The 18,558-nt window shown below is 47.7% G+C and carries 14 protein-coding genes; 6 read left to right on the forward strand and 8 right to left on the reverse strand.

From position 1 onward, the window contains the following. Positions 1-61: 61 nt before the first annotated feature. Positions 62-922: a lysophospholipid acyltransferase family protein gene (locus tag GV030_RS18690; RefSeq protein WP_159584882.1), complete on the forward strand. Its 861-nt coding sequence runs from the start codon at positions 62-64 to the stop codon at positions 920-922. 52 nt (positions 923-974) lie between these two features. Here GV030_RS18690 and GV030_RS18695 read toward each other — a convergent pair whose 3' ends face one another. The 6 genes from GV030_RS18695 to GV030_RS18720 all read right to left on the reverse strand — a co-directional run bounded on the left by GV030_RS18695 (position 975) and on the right by GV030_RS18720 (position 10,700). After that, entirely contained in the window at positions 975-1,628 is a 654-nt protein-coding gene (locus tag GV030_RS18695) for a hypothetical protein (RefSeq protein ID WP_159584883.1), read from the reverse strand. A 104-nt stretch (positions 1,629-1,732) separates the two neighbouring features. After that, positions 1,733-3,649 (reverse strand): c-type cytochrome, encoded by a 1,917-nt coding sequence (locus GV030_RS18700; protein ID WP_159584884.1) that lies wholly within the window; start codon positions 3,647-3,649, stop codon positions 1,733-1,735. 10 nt (positions 3,650-3,659) lie between these two features. Beyond that, positions 3,660-5,513, reverse strand: coding sequence for a DUF1080 domain-containing protein (locus GV030_RS18705; protein WP_159584885.1), 1,854 nt, complete (start codon positions 5,511-5,513; stop codon positions 3,660-3,662). A 216-nt stretch (positions 5,514-5,729) separates the two neighbouring features. Next, entirely contained in the window at positions 5,730-9,107 is a 3,378-nt protein-coding gene (locus tag GV030_RS18710) for a methylmalonyl-CoA mutase family protein (RefSeq protein ID WP_159584886.1), read from the reverse strand. Between the two features lie 238 nt (positions 9,108-9,345). Next, entirely contained in the window at positions 9,346-9,963 is a 618-nt protein-coding gene (locus GV030_RS18715) for a Pr6Pr family membrane protein (protein ID WP_159584887.1), read from the reverse strand. Positions 9,964-10,058: 95 nt separating this feature from the next. After that, positions 10,059-10,700 carry a cupin domain-containing protein gene (locus tag GV030_RS18720; RefSeq protein WP_159584888.1) on the reverse strand — a complete coding sequence of 214 codons (642 nt, stop codon included), beginning with the start codon at positions 10,698-10,700 and terminating at the stop codon, positions 10,059-10,061. A gap of 256 nt (positions 10,701-10,956) precedes the next feature. Between GV030_RS18720 and GV030_RS18725 the strand changes: the two genes are divergently transcribed. Together GV030_RS18725 and GV030_RS18730 are read left to right on the forward strand one after the other, a co-directional pair. Then, complete coding sequence (locus tag GV030_RS18725) at positions 10,957-11,559, forward strand: DUF2306 domain-containing protein (RefSeq protein WP_159584889.1); 603 nt, start codon at positions 10,957-10,959, stop codon at positions 11,557-11,559. Positions 11,560-11,670: 111 nt separating this feature from the next. Beyond that, positions 11,671-12,804 (forward strand): Fic family protein, encoded by a 1,134-nt coding sequence (locus GV030_RS18730; protein WP_159584890.1) that lies wholly within the window; start codon positions 11,671-11,673, stop codon positions 12,802-12,804. An 84-nt stretch (positions 12,805-12,888) separates the two neighbouring features. Here the strand turns inward: GV030_RS18730 and GV030_RS18735 are convergent, their stop codons facing one another. Further along, positions 12,889-14,274, reverse strand: a complete 1,386-nt coding sequence (locus GV030_RS18735; protein ID WP_159584891.1) for a T9SS type A sorting domain-containing protein — start codon at positions 14,272-14,274, stop codon at positions 12,889-12,891. A gap of 288 nt (positions 14,275-14,562) precedes the next feature. Here GV030_RS18735 and GV030_RS18740 point away from each other — a divergent pair, with 288 nt between their 5' ends. Further along, positions 14,563-14,763, forward strand: coding sequence for a hypothetical protein (locus GV030_RS18740; protein WP_221413411.1), 201 nt, complete (start codon positions 14,563-14,565; stop codon positions 14,761-14,763). Here GV030_RS18740 and GV030_RS18745 read toward each other — a convergent pair. Further along, entirely contained in the window at positions 14,760-15,503 is a 744-nt protein-coding gene (locus GV030_RS18745) for a DUF6503 family protein (RefSeq protein ID WP_159584892.1), read from the reverse strand. The two genes, GV030_RS18740 and GV030_RS18745, sit on opposite strands and share 4 nt — an antisense overlap. Positions 15,504-15,710: 207 nt before the next feature. Between GV030_RS18745 and GV030_RS18750 the strand changes: the two genes are divergently transcribed. Next, positions 15,711-16,877, forward strand: coding sequence for an aspartyl protease family protein (locus GV030_RS18750; RefSeq protein WP_159584893.1), 1,167 nt, complete (start codon positions 15,711-15,713; stop codon positions 16,875-16,877). Between the two features lie 156 nt (positions 16,878-17,033). After that, complete coding sequence (locus tag GV030_RS18755) at positions 17,034-18,536, forward strand: PD40 domain-containing protein (RefSeq protein ID WP_159584894.1); 1,503 nt, start codon at positions 17,034-17,036, stop codon at positions 18,534-18,536. Positions 18,537-18,558: the final 22 nt, after the last annotated feature.

The raw sequence follows: 18,558 nt of genomic DNA on the forward strand, positions 1-18,558 counted from the left end.
TGGATCATTAAATCTAAAGAAACCTATTGAAAATGCCGTTCTTTATTACTTTGGCGCTCCCATGGCAAGGATATTTTATTACCTCATCATCAAACCCCTCTCGTTTCTCCCGATGTGGGCGTTGTATGTATTGTCAGATCTGCTGTACCTAGTCATGCGTTGCGGGCTCACCTATCGGAAAAAAGTGGTTTTCAGTAATCTCTCCCTTGCATTCCCTGATAAACCTCATGAGGAAATCCGAGCGATCGCCTGGAAATTTTACCGCCACTTTTGCGACCTCTTAGCCGAATCTGTCCGACTTTTTAGTATTTCAAAGGAAGAGGCCATCGCGCGATTCAAAGTGGTCAACCCTGAAGTACTCGACGCACTGGCCCTGCAATCCAAAAGTGCCCTGCTGGTAGGTGGTCATTACAACAACTGGGAGCTTTTTGCTGTAGCCACAGCCCCTCAGATTCCCCACCAGTTACTGGGTATTTACACTCCACTTACCAATGCTTTTTTTGAGAGAAAGTTCTCAGAATCACGTTCAAAATTTGGCCTGGTGCTGGTGCCTAAGAAAATGGTGAAAGAAACCTTTGAACACTACAGAAATCACCTTACGGTCACCACCTTTGCCATCGATCAAAGCCCGAGAAAAAGTCAAAAGGTATACTGGACCCGCTTTCTTGGTCAGGACACGGCAGTGCACTTCGGTGCCGAGAAATATGCCAAATACTATCATTACACAGTGGTCTACGGAAGTGCCCGCAAGGTCAAAAGAGGGTATTATGAGCTGCGATTTGAGCTAATAGAGGCCAATGCACCTGAAGCTCACGAGGGATCTATCACCGAGCGAATGACTCATCTGCTCGAACACCAAATCCACGAGTCCCCGGAATACTGGCTCTGGACACACAAGCGTTGGAAACTAAAAAAAACCTAAAACAAAAGAGGCTGCCATTGGCAGCCTCTTTTGGCTCTTATTTATTCCAAAATCAGTCTGTACTAGATCTTCCCGATCGGCTCTTATAAGTAGGCTGCTCATCGCCACGATCCGAAGTACTCCTTTGGGTAGTCCCTGCATTTAACCTGGACCTGCCTTCATTAGAGGAATACTTTACACTTTCTCGCCTGCTCACCCCATAATCCACCTTGTTGGATTTGTGATGGTTTTTCCCATGCCCTTTGTCATATTTGTAATGGCCGTGTCCATGTTTGGGCTGGCTATAGTTTTGATAATGAATGGCCACGGGGCGGTAACGCGGCCCGTGATGGTAGTGATGAAAGCTTTGGCTTGCATAATACGTGGTATGAAAACCACAAAAAGTACTGCAATGGTGATCGTAAAGTGGATAGTTATAATCTATCACTTGTCGGACAATACGACCATTTCGTTCAATGTCCACTACCACAAACACATCTCCCCTTCTCATAATCAACTCAAAAGTGTAGCCACGTCTGAACGGCACCCGTCTGGCGTGCACCAGGTCAAATCCACGGTATTCATGCTCGATGGAATGATAAACCTCATAAGGAATCTCCCAGTGCTGCTGCACTCCCAATGAGGTGACAAACCTAAACTGCTGTGCTTCACTTTTAGAGGCTAAAAGGATGACACTCAAAACGGAAAGTATTATTGCTCTTTTCATGGCTCCACATATTTGGTTATGCGGAGATATTACCAAGTATAGTGCCAATTTGATCCAAAGAATAACAACAAACTCATTATCAATTACTTACACAGATTTAAAAATCAGTCTCCCGTCTTCAATGAGTTGATCCAGGCTGCGATTTTCATTGCTTCCTCCTTTGGTACCTGTGGCATCGGGGCCATAGGGGTGGAGTAATCCGGCCAGTTTTCAGGCTGAGGATTATAGATCAACTCCACAATTTTCTTATCCGTATAGCGTCGCTTGGCAATGTCACTAAAGGCCGGCCCCACCACACGTTTGCTCACCTGATGACAGGCACTGCAGGTATTCTTATCCAGCAGCGGCTTCACCTGCTCATAGGTGAGCACTTCAGTAGTTAACTTAGTCACGGGCTTTTGAGGGGCCGGTTTCTTCGGCACCACAGCTGAAGTTCTTTTGGTGCTCAGCGCTGAGGCTGGCAGTTTGTCCCCTTCAGGAATGCTATTGAGCGTATAATAGGCCGTAGGATGCAAAACAGGAAGCTGCTCATCTGCTGATCGGATGCCTGGCACATTAATTTCATGAATATAGTACCGGGTCAGATTGTCCACCACCAGCCGCACACTCAATCCATCCTCAGCCACTTGCACCCCTTTGATCTTTAGCGGCTCTGCATTGATAGTGGGGCTACCGTAGACCGAGTGATACTTATAGGTAAAGCTCTGACCGCTATAGCTATCCAGGTTTTCTGCCAGTTTGCGATCCACAGGTTTGGTAAAAGCTATTTCAAATCCATCTGGCCGGGCCGAAACAGTCTTCATTTCCATGGGCACTTTTCCTGTCCAAATCAGTCGCTCAAAACCGGAGTTTTGATTTCCAGCTGATCCCCATCCCCTATTGGTCTCACCAATGAAAAGTGATCCGTCATTCCCCCAGTCCATTCGTAAAATCCCGGACTGAAAACCCTCTTTAAAATCGAAGGCCACACCTTGAAATTCGCCATTGACTTTCTCCATCACCACGCGCATAATCTTACTCTGACCCTGGTCACCCACAAACACCTGACCCGCAAATGGCCCAAATGCACCTTGGGTCTCATCTTTCAAAATCTCAGAATTGGAGATCCCCAAAATGGCGTGTGGCAACCACACCGCCGGCAACCTGATCTCGGGAAATTTCTCCTTTGCGGTGGCTAAAGTGAGGGGATTCTCCTCGTCCATTATATTCTCGGGCTTGATGTATCTACCCTCTTCAAACCTCCTTCGTTCGTCTATTTCATCAAAAAATGCCTTCTGCGAAAGCTTCACCGGGGAATCCGACTCACCTGACCACCTGAGCCCTGCGGGATGTCCGGTAAAACTCCCTTTGGCGACATGCCAGACACCTCCCGAGCCCATCCAATCGCCCTGGTTGTCGGCATAGAAAAACTCATCGTCAATCATACCAATACCACAGGGTGAGCGCATGCCGGTGGCCCAGGGTTCCATTTCTCCGGATGGAGAAATTTTCATCGTCCACCCTCTCCAGGGTACCCGGCTCTCACCGCGCCACCATTCCTGATCACCGAAAGCCACATTGGCGGTCACAAACATACTGCCATCATCCGCGATCTTAGGACCGTAGGAGTATTCATGATAGTGACCCGAAAGTGGCCAGGAGTAAATCGTTTCGTAAACATCTGCCCGATCATCACCATTGGTATCTACCAGTTTGGTGAGCTCTCCACGCTGGGCAGCGTACAGGGCATTTTGATAATAGGCCAGGCCCAGAGATTCGTGCAGACCAGAGGCAAACAAGGTGTATTTCGGCAATTCACCTCCGGCCAGATAAGGGTTTTCCACCAGCCATACGTCCCCCCTTCGTGTAGACAAAGCCACCCGTCCATCAGGTAAGGTGGTCACACCACCCACCTCCAGTAGGATGCCTTCAGGCACCGGCATGGTGATGATCTTGTAGTAATCTTCTTCCTTTGGCTGAGCCACCAATGAAACCCACAAGGTGGCCAAAATAAGTGCGAAATGATATTTTAAAGTTTTCATATGATTGGGCTTACCAGGTTAATGAATATTGGATCGGAGTGGTATCGACAGGCAAGATCAGCTCTTGGACATCACCTTTACTCCTGACAGATGGTACCTGACCCGACTGAATATTGATATAATACTGCTTGTCATCCACGGCATACCATCCATTCGGAAGCAACTCAATCTTTCGGCCTTCAGCCACTTTCAGGTAAGTATTTGGGCTTGGGTTTGAGACAACCACCTCCCGAATAAAATACTTTGCCTCCTCATCGGGAACAATTTGATCGCTCACTTCGGCGCCTTTGTATTCATACAAAAAAGTGGGGCGCTGACTAGCGTAATCCAGCTTGTAGCCTTTAGAAATAAGGTCCGTCGATGACGAGGGAAATCCCTGACCAGGAGTATCGAGTACTGCCAAGGATGGCCCTGAAAACAGGTATTGCAGCATTCCTATTGGGCGAAACGAACCATCACCCCGATCATGCCACATAGGCGTAGCGTCTACAAAATCACCCTTCCATACACACACCAGGTTGCCAGCATTCAGGTCATAGATGTAGTGAATTCTGTCCGGTTCGCCCACCCCAATGGTATGGGTAAGTCGCTGGCTTCTATCTCCTTTGAAGTCTAGAAATGCCCGAAGCAACCTTACCTCACTCTTCGGTTGGATCAGGATAGGTGGTACCAGATTGCTACCCGGAGGAGAAGAACTGAAGCTATGCAAAGCCACCGGGTAAGAATTGGTTGTAGAAACCACCAAGCTTAGACTGCTCCGCACCCAACTTTGAGCTTTGAAAAGCACCACTTCTACGGAGTGTGATCCTGCTTGCAGAGAAGTACTTGCCGACAAGCCTCCCCAGCCATCACCAATGGATGCTCCATCAATCTTAAGATTTCCAATCCCCCCGTATACCATGTCGAAGAAATAATCGGTGGTTTCCGGCACTGTAAGTTTCCCTGTGAAGACTATCCCATATTCGTTTTCTTTCCCGGCCACTTCATAGGTCAGTGCGGAGATGCTTCCGCTTTTCACCACGGCAGATTCCTTCACTTCCGACTCTGTCTCAAAGGGGCCGTGATGCACCTCAAAGTTCAGGTCTTCCATTCGAATGTCCAGATCGCCAATGAGCTTATATCGGAAGTTCCTGAAAGCCACCGGCCCATGGTCACCCTGAATCATGATTGGCCCCATGGCTACCTCGTCATTCACCAATGGACCGCCTGTCGGTCTGGGGATTTCCACATTGTCATGGATTTTTACTCCATTTAGCGTGGTAGAAATAACACGTGCATTGGCAATTTTATTTCCACTCGCATCAAACCTTGGTGCTTTAAAAACTACCTCCAGTTTCTGCCAAAGACCGGGGGCCTTGGCCGCATTGACTAAAGGTGCTTTTCCCATATAACTGGTTTCAGGATTCTGCTCCCAGTTGCGGTAAATCCCTCCTATATCTGAAAAACGGGCGGTCTTTACGCCCCAGCTATCGCAAAGCTGAATTTCATATCTACCCTGAAGATAAAGGCCGGAGTTAGATCCTTTGGGGATCATCACCTCCACCTCCAGAGCAATGTCTCCATGCTCCCAATTGGTGACCAAATGACTCTTCTTGTCATCATCTGGCATGTTAAGAAGCACGCCCGTTCCGGAAACTGAGGTAATTGGCCGAGGAGGGGCTTCACTTTTCTTTTTCTTTTTCTTGTCTAAAGGTGGCTGAGCATGAACATCTACGGTGGGGTCCATCATCACATCACCTACGATCTGCCAGTTGCCGGATTGGCTCTGAAAAGCAGAAAGATCTTCGAATGGCAATGGTTTCATGCCACTGTTCTGGGCAAAAAGAAGGGCTGACAACACCAAGTACATGACTGAACTCAGCATAATTCGGGTTGGATTCATATTTTGGGTTCTTAAAAATTGAGTGGATGAAGCTAAAGAAAAAATGATGGGAGTCAAAACAGAAAGCTGCCTGACTCTTCATTTTTACCCACTCAATGGTACCCTCCAAACTCCTGCTTACCTCAAGTAAAACAGTGATCTACCTAACAATGAGGGTGTTGACCTGACCCAAGGAGTCCTACCGAATAAAAACCATTTTTACATATTCCTTCGGTACTGACCTCCTACCTCAAACATGGCATGGGTAATCTGACCCAAAGAGCAATACTTGGTACTCTCCATCAACTGCGCAAAGGTGTTTCCATTGTTCAGGGCCACATTCTGTAACTTCTGCAGGGCCGCTGCAGACTTGCTTTCATTGCGGTGATGAAGTGCATTGAGATTGGTGATCTGAGCCTGCTTTTCGTCTTCTGTCGCCCTGATCACCTCGTCTGGAGTGATAGTCGGCGATCCTGTGGAAGACAAGAAAGTGTTCACTCCGATTATCGGCAGGTCACCATTGTGCTTCTTGGTTTCGTAGTAGAGACTTTCCTCCTGGATTTTACCACGCTGATACATGCTCTCCATGGCCCCGAGCACACCGCCCCTTTCTGTGATCCGGTCAAACTCCACCATCACGGCTTCTTCCACCAGATCAGTCAGTTCTTCGGTAATGAATGAACCCTGCATTGGATTCTCATTTTTGGCCAGCCCCAACTCATTGTTGATGATCAGCTGAATGGCCATCGCCCTGCGCACCGAATGCTCGGTAGGTGTGGTAATGGCCTCATCGTAGGCATTGGTATGTAGCGAGTTACAGTTGTCATATATCGCATACAAAGCCTGCAAGGTGGTGCGGATGTCATTGAAATCAATCTCCTGAGCATGCAGCGAACGGCCAGAAGTCTGAATGTGGTATTTCAGCATCTGCGAACGCTCGTTGGCCCCGTATTTTATTTTCATGGCTTTCGCCCAAATCCTTCGCGCTACACGTCCAATCACCGCGTATTCAGCATCTACCCCATTGGAGAAGAAGAAACTCAGGTTTGGAGCAAACTTGTTGATGTCCATTCCGCGGGAAAGGTAATATTCCACGAAAGTGAACCCGTTGGCCAGTGTAAAGGCGAGCTGAGTGATGGGGTTGGCCCCCGCCTCGGCAATGTGGTATCCGGAAATGGATACCGAATAAAAATTACGTACGGCATGATCAATGAAATACTGCTGCACATCTCCCATCAAACGCAGTGAAAACTCTGTGGAAAAAATGCAGGTATTTTGTGCCTGATCCTCCTTGAGGATATCTGCCTGCACTGTACCGCGCACACTGGAAAGCGTTCTTGCTTTGATCTCTTCATAAACCTCCCTGGGCAGAACATCCTCTCCGGTGACTCCAAGAAGCATCAAGCCAAGCCCGTCGTGACCTGCCGGCAAATCACCCTTGTAAGTAGGGCGCTCACTGCCCAACTGATCATATATCTTCTTGATTTTCGCCTCTACTTCCTGCTCCAGTCCTTTTTCTTTGATGTACAGCTCACACTGCTGATCGATGGCGGCATTCATAAAAAATGCTGCAATGGTGGCAGCAGGGCCATTGATGGTCATAGAAACCGAGGTGGTAGGATCGCACAGGTTAAATCCGGAATACAATTTCTTGGCATCATCCAGGCTGCAAATGCTCACTCCTGAGTTCCCAATCTTGCCATAAATATCTGGCCTGTGATCCGGGTCTTCTCCGTAAAGCGTCACCGAATCGAAAGCGGTAGACAATCTCGCCGCAGGCAATCCGTGAGATACATAATGAAACCGCTTGTTGGTCCTTTCGGGTCCACCCTCTCCCGCAAACATCCGGGTGGGGTCTTCCCCTTTTCTTTTGAACGGAAACACTCCGGCTGTGTACGGAAATTCACCGGGCACGTTTTCCTGCAGACTCCACTTCAGCACATCGCCCCAGGCCTCGTACCTCGGCAGGCTCACCTTGGGGATTTTGGAGTGCGAAAGCGTCTCACTGGTGGTTTCCACCTCTATTTTCTTGCCTCGTACTTCGTAGGTAAATTGCTCCCCGGCATAGTTGGCCTTCTTGGCTTCCCATTCTTCCAGTAGTTTCTTATTGTGCGGATCCAGATCGAGTTCCAGCTGTGACTTAGCCTCCTCTATGGCCTGTATGGCGGCTTCTTTATCCATCGCCCTCATCACCTCCAGGGATTTATCCAATCCGTAAAGTTTCTGAGCAATCTCTTTTTGTTTTTCTACCGTCTCATTGAAATCCCGGATGGTTTCAGAAATCTCCGACAAATAGCGGGTTCGCTTTGGTGGAATGATGTAGATCTTCTCCGACATCTCCTGAGTGGTCTCAAAGCCTGACTTCAGATCGGCACCTGTCTTTTTGGACAGCGCATCGATGATGGCCCGGTAAAGTTGGTTCATGCCCGGGTCGTTAAACTGGCTGGCGATGGTTCCATACACGGGTAGTTCTTCATCCGGTGTTTCCCAAAGCCCATGGTTGCGCTTGTATTGCTTTTTGACATCCCGAAGCGCATCCAGCGCGCCACGCTTGTCAAACTTATTGAGGGCAATGACATCCGCAAAGTCGAGCATATCGATCTTTTCCAGCTGAGTGGCTGCTCCATACTCGGGGGTCATCACATACAGGGCCATGTCTGAGTGATCGGTGATTTCGGTATCAGACTGACCGATACCGGAGGTCTCGAGGATGATCAGGTCAAAACCGGCCGCCTTGGTGATGTCCACGGCATCTTTCACATATTTGGAAAGCGCGAGGTTAGACTGCCGTGTGGCCAGTGAGCGCATATATACCCGATCACTGAAGATCGAGTTCATCCGGATACGGTCACCAAGCAGTGCTCCTCCGGTTTTCCGCTTAGACGGATCGACAGAGATCACGGCGATATTTTTATCTTCAAAATCCAGCAAAAATCTACGCACCAACTCATCCACCAGGGAAGATTTACCAGCACCCCCGGTACCGGTGATTCCTAAGACCGGGGCGATCTTCTTCGCATCCATGCTCTTGCGAATTTCATCCAGCAGCCCTATGTTTTCCTCCGGGTAATTTTCAGCAGCCGAAATCACCCTGGCTATGGCATTGACATCCTTTTTGTCCAGCTTTTTGAGCTGCCCGTTGAGGTTTTCTCCTACCGGGAAATCACTGGTTTTTACCAGGTCGTTGATCATGCCCTGCAAGCCCATTTCTCGCCCATCATCTGGCGCATAGATGCGCGTGATCCCATACTCATGGAGCTCTTTGATCTCCTCGGGAAGAATAGTACCTCCACCACCGCCAAAGATCTTGATCTGGCTGGCACCACGCTCCTTCAGCAGGTCATACATGTACTTGAAGTACTCCACATGCCCACCCTGATAGCTGGTGATAGCGATGGCCTGCGCATCCTCCTGAATGGCGCAATCAACGATCTCCTGCACGGAGCGGTTGTGGCCCAGGTGGATCACCTCGCAGCCCGTAGACTGAATGATCCGACGCATGATGTTGATGGCAGCATCGTGGCCATCAAACAGCGAGGCAGCAGTGACGATCCTAATGTGATTGACGGGTTTGTAAGGAGCAATGGTCTGAGACATAAATGATTGGTTTATGTTTTGGGGTATTTTTTAATGTTGTTTTGGTCTACTGAACTACAAAAATAAGTAAAACCCCACTGTGAAGGTGTCCATTTCGGGGATTTGGTGAAAGGGGAAAGGATGTTTGGAAAGCAAAGGAATTGGGTAATTCCTGTTTTGAAAATGAAGGAAATTGAAATGGAAGGTTTTGGGGATTAGGGGGGTATTCTCAGGAAATTGAGATCACCCATCTAAAACCCTACTGATTGCGCCTTACTGACTTCCCCACTTTAATATACAATGCCGATATCCCAACGAATAAGACCATCAGGCCCATGGCATTGATCAATACTTTCGAAAGGCCGAGACTCCCCACATCCACAAAAGGATAGGGGTAGAACCCAGAGCCATTGCCCCTGATGAGTATGTACACCAGGTAAATCAAAGGATAAATGAGCCATTGTGGTATTTGTCGGTAGGACACCAATGATTTGTCCTCAAACAAATACCAGCAAACAATGACCGCAACGGGTATCACAGAATGAAGGAGCTCATCAACTACCAGCTGGATTCCGGTAGGCTCCCAAATAGGCCGCAAAAGAATTTGATAAACAAGTCCAACAATGGTAATATAAACCGTGAGGGCAGTTAGCGTGCCGGGCTTATTGAGCATGGAGGGATTTTCCTTTTTATGCAGGAGAATCCACCAGGTAAAATAAATCGCCACCAGCGAATTGGTCAGAATGGTAAAAAAACTAAAGAATCGGATGGTTGTTTCACCCACCGAAGCTACCCTGTTCTCAACCATTAAAAAGTATTGAGTCAATACAGCTACCCAAGCTATGCCTGCCAAAAACAACGACCATTTTTTCCTCATAACGCGATCCTAATTTAATCATCTCTCTGATTTTGAAAAATTCTTCAAAGGATCTCTTCGCTATGGCAGAAAAAAAGGGCCCCATCACATAACACTCACTTCTCTTCAAACGGGAAGTAATCGAGCACATCATATTCCCAGACATTCGTGGGAAATATCACCACCAGATTGGCCGTTTTCTCGCCTATGTTCTTAAATGCATGGGGCACCATTGGGGGGATATTCACAATGTATGGCGCCTCGATGGTAAAAAGCGTATCTCCAAGTGCGTAAAGAATCGTGCCCTCCAGCAGCACATGGGACTCTTCGCCCTTGTGGGTGTGCATTGGAGGAGCACCTCCCGGGAAGGTCTCCGTAATCCCTATCACCAGGTTTTGATAGCCATTTTTATAGCCCTCCATTACATGCACATATTCACCGGGGCCTGGATTAATGACTGGTAGTTCATCCAGCCGGGCAGCATATTCCTTCCAGTTCTTAAGCTCCCGGGTCGCATAGCCCGGGGGCACTGTTCGCCTTTCCAGTACCTTATGCGAATGGTGTTGGGCATGTAGGTATTCAATAATAGAATCAGGGACAGTCTTGATCTCATCCACCAACCCCTCAATTGAAAAGGTTTCCGTGGCAGAGCCATGAGTGTGAGTACCCAGACCATGCGTATGGGTTCCGGTATCTCCGGTGCAAGCGTAAAGCAGGAGGGCCATTCCACCTACAATTAAAAAGTTAAGTGGTTTCATATTAGTATTGGTTGGTGTCGTACGAGGGCACATCAACACCCTGATAAACAGCATGTTGACATTTACATTAAGACTCTTAAAATAGGAAAATAACCATTGCAAGTCAAGTATTATTTTTGTGTGGCAGGCTGATCTGCCTGTAGTAGAATGATGGTCACTGGATGCTCCAATAGGAAAAAATGTGCTAGAGAGACACAGGTTAGCGTATCTTTCTACCTGAATCGACGGGAATCCGCCCTAACCAATAAATAATCAAATGAGAAGATTAGTCTGGTTCGTTTTTGTGTTTCTGGCCATCGGTGTGGGCATCTACCCCATCCTTTACTTTGTGGTCGGTGAGCGAGTAGGATTGCTCACTGCCAAATCAACAGCAGTGCTCGAAAATCAAATTTGGTGGGTGGCATTTTATATCCATATCTCATTTGGTGCCTTTGCCCTGCTCACGGGTTGGTCACAGTTCAGTAAAAAAATACGCGCCAAAAATATCCAACTCCATCGCGTGCTTGGAAAAATCTACCTGATCAGCATTCTATTTGCGGGAACCGCCGGTCTCTATCTTGCACTTCACGCCAATGGCGGATGGATCGCACAAGTGGGATTTAGCGGGATGGCGCTGTCCTGGCTTACCACTTCCATTTTGGCTTACCTGGCCATCCTGAAATTGAACATCGAGCACCATAGGATCTGGATGATTCGGAGTTATTCGCTTGCTTTCGCAGCAGTCACCCTGCGATTGTGGCTTCCCTTCTTTGATATCGCCTTAGGGATGGGATTCGATGATTCGTACACCATCATCTCATGGCTCTCCTGGGTGCCCAACCTCTTTGTAGCCCAATATTTCATCAACAGGAAGTCCTGATTTACTTGCCAACTTATCTCGCATTTGCAGGCCTGGAAATTAATGTCTACTTTCGAGTAAACATCAAATTATTTATTATTTGATGTTTACTCAGTTTTGAACATCAAAACCATGGAAGCACCTCTTTTCAAAATCAACCCAGACAGAAACAAGCCCTGGAATGACTTACCGGATTTGCCCATACACCCCAACCTCTACCGAACGGTGGACATCATGGAGCAGTTGGGTAATACCAAATCTGCCCTGGGAAGGCTCCATGGACGCTCAGTAGCCATCCCCAATCAGGGAATCCTCATCAATACCATCAGTTTGCAGGAAGCCAAGGCCTCCAGTGAGATCGAAAACATCTTCACTACGGATGACGAACTGTACCAGGCCTACAGTGAAGAGGGAGAGGATGTGCATGTAAAGGGTGCACCCAAAGAGGTACTCCGCTACCGGGAGGCATTATGGGAAGGTCATCGGTATTTGATGGCGCAGGGTCAGTTTGATCAGGATTATTTCATCCGCCTGTACAGGATCATCAAGCAAACCAATGATGGCCTGCGGCCACCCAGTGCCCATATCTACATCAAGCAAGGTGGAACCGGCCCCAACGCCGGCACGGCCATTTATACTCCACCTCGTGACAAAGGGATCATCGAACAAAAGCTTCAAAACCTTACAGACTTTGTGAATGATGATGAAAAGTACCCCATAGACCCACTGATCAAGATGGCCATTGCTCATTACCAGTTTGAGGTGATCCACCCCTTTAGGGATGGAAACGGCCGTGCAGGTAGAATCTTCAACATTAACATCCTGACTCAAAAAGGACTTTTAGACCTCCCGATCCTGTTTTTGAGCCGATACATCATCAACCATAAAAGTGAATACTACTCCCTGCTGGCAGGGGTGACCCAGCGGGGACTTTGGGAACGGTGGATCCTATATATGCTCAAGGCGGTAGAGACCACAGCAAATCTGACATTCAACAAAGTCAACGACATACTGGCGGCTAAAGAAGGTATGATGAAAGCCATCACTGATGAGACCAAAATCAGGAAACCTGAGCAACTCGTGCAGATGATCTTTACTCAACCTCTCACCAAGGTGAGCCACCTCACCGATGCTAAAATCTATGCGGAGGGTACGGCCAGAAATTACCTCAATCAACTCTGTGATTTGTCCATTCTGGAAAAACGCACCATCTCAGGGCACCATTATTACCTGAATATGGAATTGTACCGGATCTTATCAGAGTGACCATACTCAGGAAAATGATGGTAAAACATCAGTAAACATCAAAAAAGAAAATAAACAACGTTTACTCCAAATCAGACATCAAATCTACCTGAGCAGCACTTTTTGAGATTTGGAGGTGTCCTCCATCAGCACCTGAATGGTATACAAGCCCCGTGGCCAAAAGCTGACATTCAGGTCAAGTTCCTGGCTCTCCAGATGATCATAATGCTGAACCATTCGCCCAGTAAAATCATAGATCACCACTGCTCTGGTATCCTGAGTCTCAGGTAAAACAAGTTTTAACCTGTCTTGTGCGGGGTTGGGGTAGATAAATACCTGCAAGGTTTCTGGATCCTCCACACCCAATACAGGTTCGGGGTTCAGGCTATGGTCGGTGTAATACACCTGGCCATCCAGTTGCTGTACGGCAAACACCCGCCCATCTCTGCGCTGAGCAAACCGGCAAAAGTTGAAATAGGGGGAGTCATTGATCATCACCGGATCCAGCGACATTCGCTCAAAGCTCTCCCGCTCATCATGATCCAGGTAGAAAATGCTGGACAACCGAAAGGAAAATCCCAGCCTGGGCGCATAAATGTCCCCATTTTCAGCAAAGAACAGGTCATAGCCCTCATTGTAAAACCAATCGTACCCATTGGGAGTAAGCTTCAGGTGCGACCATTCTTCCTGATCCAGTGCCCCGGAGAGACTGTTGGTCAGGTTGAGGGCCGTGGCCATAAAGCCAATGCTCCCCTGCAAACTAACATGCAGCTGATCACGCTGATCCACCTCCAGGCTGGTCACCTGCACTATATTGGTGGTGAGCAGCTCAGAATCCCCTCCGTTAAATTTTGGATTTGGAATTCTCTGCCAGGTATTGCCATGATCCGGTGAGTAAATAATGGCACCATCCTGGGAATTATATTCATTGAGCGAGGCGAAAAGATTACCCTGGCTATCCTGTGCCAGATGTACCACGTATCGGTTGTTGAAACTCCCAATATCCAACTTTTGCCAGGTGGCGCCATGATCAGCAGACCTGAAAAGGCCATTGCCCCGAAAATATCCCACGTCATCCTTCACTAACATGTGACCAGTGGCTGCCAACACATCTCCATTGGGCAGTACCTCCAAATCTCTGATCTCCTGCACATCCGGAAGCTGGCTCTCCTCCCAGGTGACTCCCCCATCTTGCGAATGGTAAACCACACCCTGTGCAGCTACCGCATAACGATACTGTCCGGAAATCCTGATCTGAAAAAAAGAGATAGTCGGGGCACTCAACTTTTGCCAGTCATCCCCATTGGGCCGGCTTTTATATAACCCATGGTCAGTGGCCAGATAGATCTCATCGCTGACCGGATCAATCGCAATATCAAAATGAACGGCCTGAGGATCGGCTTTGGATTCCAATACGTTCCAAAATGAGGTGTTTCGCTGGGACACCACCACTTGTGGCATCAAAATCAACAGCAGGAGGACTTTTCTCACGAAAAAATGAAATAAAATTCTCCATGTGAACGAAAAGTGGATAGACTGGTTTCAAAATAAATGTCTGACAAGGGACTTTTCGCTTCGAATCGGCATTAAGGCCCAATTACGCTTTCAATATCCAGCCCTGTCTCATCCCTTAATGCTTCTTCATCCATGTCCGGTACTGGTCACAAATGTCCGCATACGGATAACCATGAAACTACGGGAATACCCATCACCACTGACTATCAATCACTTAAAAGTATGGTTTGTTTTTTGCGGAAGAACCTGCAAATTACCTAAGTTATGAAAACAGTCATCGCCCTTATTCTTTGGTTCATCCTTTTCAGCCTTTCCTGGCCACTAGCCGTATTTCTGTTTTTCTTTCTGGGCTTCTTCTGGCTCATTTTGCTCCCCTTCAGAATTGTCGGGTTCACACTGGAGGTAGTATTCCGAACCGTTGGCGCTATTTTAACTCTTCCCTTCAGAGTCTTGAAAGGGGTCTAAGGTACTACCAATCCATCCGCAGGCATGACAAAAAGGGAATCGCTCAATGCAGATTCCCTTAATTCTATTTGCTCAAAGGTGGCATCTCCGGTCACTCCGCCCACGCTATCACCATCAAAATAGTGCCACTGGATTTTAGAAGGCATCTGGAGCCCGTTGACTAAAACCCAATCCCGATAATGAATCAGGTTGTATTCATTGCGCGCCTTGCCGCTGTGAAAAGTAGATTCATACATCAGCCATTCCATCTGATGACTATCCTGATCGTAAAACAAAATATAGCTGTCTCTGGATGACTGCCCCACACCGTCTGCATAGGAAATCCGGATAGCCTCATAAGTATTTCCCAGCAATTGCCTCCTGGCTACAGTATCGTAGCTGATGCCGGGATCAGCCAGCACAAAGGGCATTGCTCCAAAGTAAAAAAACAGGTTGTAGTAAAACCGGGCGCCCTGCAAATCGGCAGAATCCGTCACCCAAACATTCTCCCCATCAAATGCAACAATGCCTCCCCCTTCCTTATCGACTCTGGTCTTTCGGTCAGAAAGGTTGATTTGATGATGCTCCCCCTCCATATCATACTCCATGGACTGAAAGCTTTTCCACCGGTCTAGCCCACCGTGGGTTTCTAGCACCTTCTGAAGTGCAACCGGCACAGCCGCTATACCATCGCTCCCATCCGGTTTCGGGGAAGTGCAACCCACAACAATCAAAAACAAACCGCCAAAGTATTTTATCATGATATGAAGATAGTTTTTCATTCCATTTCCATCAAGACCGTATAGGTGCAAACGTCATGAAGCTTACATAAAAAACATCTCCTTTCAAGGATTTTGTCAACAGCATAACGAGCACAACCCCGTGAATCCGGTCTTTAGCTCCCCAAATCTTTCCTTTTGTCCATAAGAATTGATAATTTCATTACTCAAACTCACCACCCTAAAAACATGAAAACGATCGCCTCTCTTTGTAGTCTCATAGTTTGCTCATTTGCTTTTGCCCAATCCCCCATCACGAGTATTCCTTTTGAATTATTTGGGGACCATATGCTCATCAAGGTGAGCGTAGATAATTCAGAGCCACTGGATTTCATTTTCGACACGGGCTCCGGCCTCACAGTGATAGATAGTGATGTAGCTGAAGGCCTGAAGCTGTCCGGTAAAAAAATCAAAATGAATGAAGCCACCACCACTGTGGAGCTCATCAAGCACAATGAGATCGAGATTGATGGCTTTCCGATGGAGAAAAACATCAAAGTATATGCTACGGATCTTGACCATCTGGAAATCAGCCTTGGAAGGGATATAGACGGCATAGTGGGCTACGACCTGATGCACCACCACACCATCCGCATCAATTATGAGAATAAGACCATGGACATCTACGAGCACGGCAAGGGACCCAAAAGTGGTGATGCTGTACCTTTTGTGCTCAACACCTCTATCCCCACCATCTCCGGAAAGGTGGTTTTGAATAACAAAGAACCACACACCGGCACCTTTTTTATCATGTCTGGTGCAGGCACCACCCTCGACTTTAACTCACCCTATGCGCAAAAATATGATGTGATTCACAAAACCGGAAAACACTACTCCTACGTGGTAAAGGGGATTACCGAAGAAGAGACCCTGCACTATGAAGGTCATGTGCTTTCTCTTTCTTTTGGCAATCAGGTGATCAAGGATTTGCCAATTGGCATCAGCCAGGCCAACCATGGAATACAAGCCAGCCCGGAGGTATCAGGCATCATTGGCAACAAAATCTTAAGCATGTACAACATCACCATCGATGTACCCTCCAAAATGCTCTATTTTGAGAAAAACGCGAACTTCGGACAAAAGCTTTCGGTCAACTGCAGTGGCATAGACCTGCAGCTAACTCCCGACAAAAAGCGTGTGCTTATCCATCAGGTGTTTGAGGACAGCCCGGCATCCGATGCAGGAATCAAACTCAATGACGAATTGATCACCATCAATGATAAGTCTGTAGCTGAATTTGACCTGCCGGACATCAAGGACCTGCTGAAAAAAGAAGGTGAGACTGTGAACCTGGTGATCAAACAAGACGGCCAGGAAAAATCTGTTTCGCTCACCTTGAGGTCACTCATCGACTAAATCACCCCCCGGCTTTTATAAAAAGTGTAGGACATGGGTCTGAAAGGGATCGGAATGTCTATATGTGAAGGCTCAAATGGTCATACATTTCATTTATGACCCGCACAACCGTTAAATTCCTTCACTATTGTTTTAAAGACTAAACCCAAACCAGTCATGCAGAAATCCGGACTATTCATAGGTGCTTTACTGATGCTGAGCATCACCACTTTGGCACAAGTGCAAACCTCTAAGCTAGGTGTGCTGGAAGCCACCACCGATGTGGGTGCACCCAAAAACACGGGAAGCACCTCCTATAACGCCACCACGCAGCAATACACCCTCAAAGGCAGTGGCACTAATATGTGGGGCGAAAAAGATGAATTTCATTTTGCTTATAAAAAACTCAAAGGGGACTTTATCCTCCGTGCCCATGTGAAATTGATAGGCGAAGGAGTGGATTCACACCGCAAAATAGGGTGGTCGGTCCGGCCTACGCTGGAAGGCAACGGCACCCATGTGAGTGCTGAGCTCCATGGTGACGGACTCACCTCCCTCCAGAGCCGCAGTGAAATAGGAGGAATTACTGAAAGTCTTAACTCCACAGACAGCTTTCCGGATGTGATCCAGCTAGAGCGAAAAGCAGGGACCTATACCATGTCCACCGCTCAATACGGAAAAACCTTTACCAGTATCACACTCAACAATGTAGACCTGGGTGATGAGGTCTTTGCAGGAATTTTCGTTTGCTCACACAATGCCGAGGTGATTGAAAAAGCTGTTTTCAGCAACGTGCGCATTGTGCTCCCTGCTCCGGATGATTTCACTCCTTACAGAGACTACATTGGTAGCAACCTGGAAGTGATGGACATAGCCACAGGTCAAAGGAAAATCCTGGCGCAATTTCCCAATTCCATACAAGCTCCGAACTGGACACTGGACGGAAAAACCCTCATCTACAACAGCGAAGGCAAACTGTTCAACTTTGACCTGGCCACCAATACCTCCTCGGAGCTTTACACGGGCTTTGCCACCAGAAACAACAATGACCATGTGCTCACTTTTGATGGAAAAACCATTGGCATCAGCCACCACAGCGAGGACGACAATGGGCAGTCGATCATCTATTACCTCCCCACCAAGGGTGGAGACCCGGTGCGCGTGACCCCCAAAGGGCCCTCCTACTTTCATGGTTGGTCGCCCGATGGGAAAGAGCTGGTGTATACCGGTGGCAGAAACGATGTTTACAACATCTACAAAATCTCTAAAAAAGGGGGGGAAGAAACCAAGCTCACCGACCTCACCACCCTGGATGATGGCCCCGAGTACTCCCCAGACGGTAAATACATTTACTTCAACTCTACGCGCTCAGGCAAAATGAAAATCTGGCGCATGAAGCCGGATGGTAGCGAGCAGCAGCAGATGACCTTTGATGAATACAACGACTGGTTTCCGCATATTTCACCAGACGGAAAAAGCATGGTGATCATCTCCTACCCTACAGACATAGACCCTGCGGATCATCCCTTTTATAAACGTGTATACCTCAGGATCATGCCTGTAGAAGGTGGCGAACCAACAGTAATAGCTTACCTCTATGGCGGACAGGGCACCATCAACGTGCCTTCCTGGTCACCAGATGGTAAGAAAATCGCTTTTGTCAGCAATAGTCAGCTCTAAATCATCACATCAGCGGGAGTGG

The organism is Marinoscillum sp. 108, from assembly GCF_902506655.1.
GTDB classification, from domain to species: Bacteria; Bacteroidota; Bacteroidia; order Cytophagales; family Cyclobacteriaceae; genus Marinoscillum; species Marinoscillum luteum.